Annotated in this window: 6 protein-coding genes; 3 read left to right on the forward strand and 3 right to left on the reverse strand. The window is 70.7% G+C overall.

Annotated features, from left to right (window positions below):
* Positions 1 to 45: 45 nt before the first annotated feature.
* On the reverse strand, positions 46 to 906 hold the full coding sequence (folP, locus tag AC31A1_RS47730) for a dihydropteroate synthase (RefSeq protein WP_489659320.1): 861 nt from the start codon (positions 904 to 906) through the stop codon (positions 46 to 48).
* 135 nt (positions 907 to 1,041) lie between these two features.
* Between folP and AC31A1_RS47735 the strand changes: the two genes are divergently transcribed.
* Both AC31A1_RS47735 and AC31A1_RS47740 read left to right on the forward strand, forming a co-directional pair.
* Positions 1,042 to 1,392 (forward strand): DivIVA domain-containing protein, encoded by a 351-nt coding sequence (locus tag AC31A1_RS47735; RefSeq protein ID WP_489659323.1) that lies wholly within the window; start codon positions 1,042 to 1,044, stop codon positions 1,390 to 1,392.
* Positions 1,389 to 1,970, forward strand: coding sequence for a DNA-3-methyladenine glycosylase I (locus tag AC31A1_RS47740; protein WP_489659321.1), 582 nt, complete (start codon positions 1,389 to 1,391; stop codon positions 1,968 to 1,970). Before AC31A1_RS47735 ends, AC31A1_RS47740 begins: the two co-directional genes overlap by 4 nt.
* Positions 1,971 to 1,977: 7 nt before the next feature.
* Here AC31A1_RS47740 and chcB read toward each other — a convergent pair whose 3' ends face one another.
* Positions 1,978 to 2,781, reverse strand: coding sequence for a 2-cyclohexenylcarbonyl CoA isomerase (chcB, locus tag AC31A1_RS47745; RefSeq protein ID WP_489659322.1), 804 nt, complete (start codon positions 2,779 to 2,781; stop codon positions 1,978 to 1,980).
* Positions 2,782 to 3,156: 375 nt separating this feature from the next.
* Between chcB and AC31A1_RS47750 the strand changes: the two genes are divergently transcribed.
* On the forward strand, positions 3,157 to 3,324 hold the full coding sequence (locus tag AC31A1_RS47750; RefSeq protein ID WP_003966491.1) for a DUF3117 domain-containing protein: 168 nt from the start codon (positions 3,157 to 3,159) through the stop codon (positions 3,322 to 3,324).
* A gap of 120 nt (positions 3,325 to 3,444) precedes the next feature.
* Here the strand turns inward: AC31A1_RS47750 and AC31A1_RS47755 are convergent, their stop codons facing one another.
* Positions 3,445 to 4,143, reverse strand: a complete 699-nt coding sequence (locus AC31A1_RS47755) for an O-methyltransferase (RefSeq protein WP_078652869.1) — start codon at positions 4,141 to 4,143, stop codon at positions 3,445 to 3,447.
* Positions 4,144 to 4,204: the final 61 nt, after the last annotated feature.

The raw sequence follows: 4,204 nt of genomic DNA on the forward strand, positions 1-4,204 counted from the left end.
GCCCCCAGGGATGGGACGGGTAGGGGCGGCGGGGGCGAAAAAAACCTACGCCAGCCCCCGCCTCCCCACCGCCGGAGGCCGATGCCCCGCGATCGACGCCACCATGTCCAGCACCTGCCGAGTCTCCGCGACCTCGTGCACCCGGTACACCTGCGCCCCCAGCCACGCGGACACCGCGGTGGTCGCGAGCGTCCCGACAACCCGCTCCTTGACCGGCTTGTCGAGCGTCTCGCCCACGAAGTCCTTGTTGGACAGCGAGACCAGCACGGGCCACCCCGTGTCGACCATCTCCCCGAGCCGCCGCGTCGCCTCCAGGCTGTGCCGCGAGTTCTTCCCGAAGTCATGCCCGGGATCGATCAGAACCGACTCCCTGGGGACCCCGAGTTCCACGGCCCGCTCGGCGAGACCTAGGGTCACGCGCAGGATGTCGGCCATGACGTCGTCGTAGGTCACCCGGTGCGGCCGTGTGCGGGGTTCCGCGCCGCCCGCGTGCGTGCACACCAGCCCCACGCCGTACCGCGCGGCGACCTCCGCGAGCCGGGGATCGACGCCGCCCCACGCGTCGTTCAGGAGATCCGCGCCCACTTCACAGACGGCCTCGCCGACCTCGTGCCGCCAGGTGTCCACGCTGATGATCACGTCCGGGAAGCGCCGCCGCACCTCGGCCACGAAGCCGACCGTGCGCCGAGCCTCCTCGTCGGCGGTCACTTCCTCGCCGGGGCCGGCCTTGACCCCGCCGATGTCGATGATCGCGGCGCCCTCGGCCACCGCCTGCTCCACGCGCGCGAGGGCGGGCTCGTCGCGGAACGTGGCCCCCTGGTCGTAGAAGGAGTCCGGGGTCCGGTTCACGATCGCCATGATCACCGGCTCGTGCGCGCCGAATTCACGCCTGCCCAGCCTGAGCATCCCCTGTGACCTCTCCTAGTACGTACCGGTCTTCAGCCGCCTGCGACCCTAACTGTCAGCGTCGCATGGCACGATCGGACCCTGACACATTCGGCTTCGGCACGTCCGACATCGACGCCCGTGGAGATCCCAGAGATGTTCATGTTCCTGTTCCTGGTCGTCGCGCTCGCCGTCGTGGTCGGCGCCGTGACCCTCTCGGTGATCGGCGGCGGCGAGAGCGCCCCGCTGCCCGACGCCGCGCCCGAGCGCCTCGACGACCCGCTGCCCCCGGACCGGCCGGTGAACCACGCCGACATCGAGACCCTCCGCTTCCCGCTCGCCGCGCGGGGCTACCGCATGGCCGAGGTGGACGACGCGCTGGGCCGCATCGCCGCCGAACTCGCCGAGCGCGACGCCCGGATCGCCGACCTGGAGCACGCCCTCGCGGGCGCGCAGGCCGGCGCCCACCTCTCCATGCAGAAGCCGGTCGAAGGCGACCAGCAGTGAGCGAGGGCGGGGCCGTCGCCGGTCCGGACGGCGCCCTGCGCTGCCCCTGGGCGCTGTCCACGGAGGACTACGTCTCGTACCACGACGAGGAGTGGGGCCGCCCGGTCCACGGCGACGACGCCCTCTACGAGCGGCTCAGCCTGGAGGCCTTCCAGTCCGGCCTCTCCTGGATCACGATCCTGCGCCGACGGGAGGGCTTCCGGGCGGCGTTCGACGGCTTCCAGATCTCCAAGGTCGCCGCCTTCACGGACACCGACCGCGAACGCCTCCTCGCCGACGCCGGCATCATCCGCAACCGTCTCAAGATCGACGCGACGATCGCCAACGCGCGCGTGCTGGCGGATTGGGCCCCGGGCGAACTGGACGAGTTCATCTGGTCCCACGCCCCGAAGCCGGGGCCGGCCCCGAAAACCCTCGGGGACGTCCCGGCGGTGACGGTCGAGTCGACAACCCTGTCGAAGGCCCTGAAGAAGCGGGGCCTGAAGTTCGTGGGGCCCACGACGGCGTACGCCCTGATGCAGGCGTGCGGGTTGGTGAACGACCACCTGAAGACATGCGTCGCCAGAAACGTCTCCTAGTAGGCGCCTACCGACCCAAGTACTTCGGCTTCTCCTTGTTGACGAAGGCCTGCACAGCGATCGCATGGTCCTCCGACGCGCCCGCCCGGGATTGGAGTTCGTCTTCTTTCTCCAGGGTCTCCTCAAGGGTGTGCGTCAGGCCGTACGCCACCGCCTCCTTGAGCGCCGCGTACGCCACCGTCGGGCCGTCCGCCAGCTGCCGGGCCACCTTCGCCGCCTCGGCGTGCAGCTCGCCGACGGGCACGAGACGGTTGGCGATCCCCAGGTCGTACGCGTCCTGCGCAGTGACCGTGCGCGGGAACAGCAGCAGGTCGGAGGCGCGACCAGGTCCGACGACCCGGGGCAGCGTCCAGGAGATGCCGGAGTCCGCGGTCAGGGCGACCCCCGCGAAGGACGTGTTGAAGCCGGCGGTGTCCGCCACGACCCGGTAGTCCGCGGCCAGGGCGAGCCCGAAACCGGCGCCCGCGGCGACCCCGTTGACCCCGGCGACCACGGGCTTCGCCATGCCGGCGATCGCCCGCACGATGGGGTTGTAGTGCTCCTTCACCGTGGTCATCGTGGCCCCGGTCCCGGCCTCGCGGTCGGACGCCAGCAGGGTGATGTGCTCCTTGAGGTCCTGGCCCACGCAGAACGCCCGCTCGCCGGCCGCGGTCAGCAGCACGGCCCGTACGGCGTCGTCGTCCGCCGCGGCCCGTACCGCGTCCCGGAGGGCGACTTTGGTCGCGATGTTCAGCGCGTTCATCGCCTCGGGGCGGTTCAGCGTGATCGTCGCGAGTCCGTCGCTCACCTCGTAGAGCACGGTGTCGGCCATGGCGTATCCCCTCAGGTGTCGCGGCTCCGGCGTACCGGTCGGTACGCCGTACGTCCGTAGGACAGCATGGCGGAGATCACCGTCCGCGCACCGGACCGGACGTGTGACCTGCGTCAAAGAATTCCGCTCCGGATTCGGGCGGCGGGGGTCGGCGCGGCGGCGCAGTATCGCAGTCACATCGGCGAATTGAGTGGTTTTGCTCGTGCGCGTTGCCCAAGCGATGCCGACTGATGTTGGTCATCGGGTCCTGAGATGCGGGATAATGGCTTGGAAGCAATGTGTTCGATGCCGGTGACGCGTGTCTCATTAGGGGCCGCGCGTGCCCTCCATGGGGCCGTCGGCGACGATGAGCTGGTTTCAGGAAGGGGAACGAGCATGGCGGCCATGAAGCCGCGGACGGGCGATGGCCCGCTCGAGGTGACCAAGGAGGGGCGGGGCATCGTCATGCGCGTTCCGCTCGAAGGCGGCGGGCGGCTCGTCGTCGAGCTGACCCCTGACGAGGCCGACGCGCTGGGCGACGCCCTCAAGAAGGTCGTCGGCTGACGCGGCGGAACGCGACCATACCCCTTCAGCTGCCCCGGCACCCGAGATGGTGCCGGGGCAGCTGCTTTCCCGGAGTCCTGAGTTCGGAGTCGTACGGCAGGTCCGGCGCTTGACGCCTGTCTAGCGCTTGACGGCGCACAGCAGGCCGTCGCCCACCGGGAGCAGCGACGGCACCAGCTCCGGGCTCTCGCGCACGGCGCGCAGCAGCTCGCGCAGCCGGAGGACTTCGGTGGGCTGAGGGCCCGAGTCGACGGTGCGGCCGTTGGCGAAGACGCCCTCGAAGACCACCAGGCCACCCGGACGCAGCAGGCGCAACGATTCAGCGAGATAGTCCAGGAACTCCAGCCGGTCACCGTCGCAGAACACGAGGTCGTAGCCCGCGTCCGCGAGCCGGGGCAGCACGTCCAGGGCGCGGCCAGGGATGAAGCGGGCCCGGTTGCTGGCGAAGCCGCACGCGCGGAAGGCCTGGCGGGCGAACTGCTGGTGGTCCGGCTCCGGGTCGACGGTGGTCAGTACCCCGTCCGGCCGCATGCCGTACAGAAGATGCATTCCGGAGACGCCCGTCCCGGTTCCGATCTCGGCCACCGCTTTCGCGTCCACGGTGGCGGCGAGCATCCGCAGCGCGGCGCCCGTGCCGGGCGACACCGAGCGCAGCCCTGCCTCGCGGGCCCGGTCACGGGCCCAGCGCAGTGCTTCGTCCTCGGCGACATAGGCGTCGGCGAACGCCCAGCTCGTCTGCCGGTTGCCGGTAATGACCCTCTCCTGTCCCCGTGGTTGCCTGGGCGTGACTGTATCCGTTGGTGCCGGGAACCTGCTGATGGGACCGGGCGTTTAGAGGGGGGAGGAAAGCACTGGGGGACGCGACCGGAGGGAAGGGCGG

The sequence above is a fragment of the Streptomyces sp. P5F9 genome, assembly GCF_057961495.1.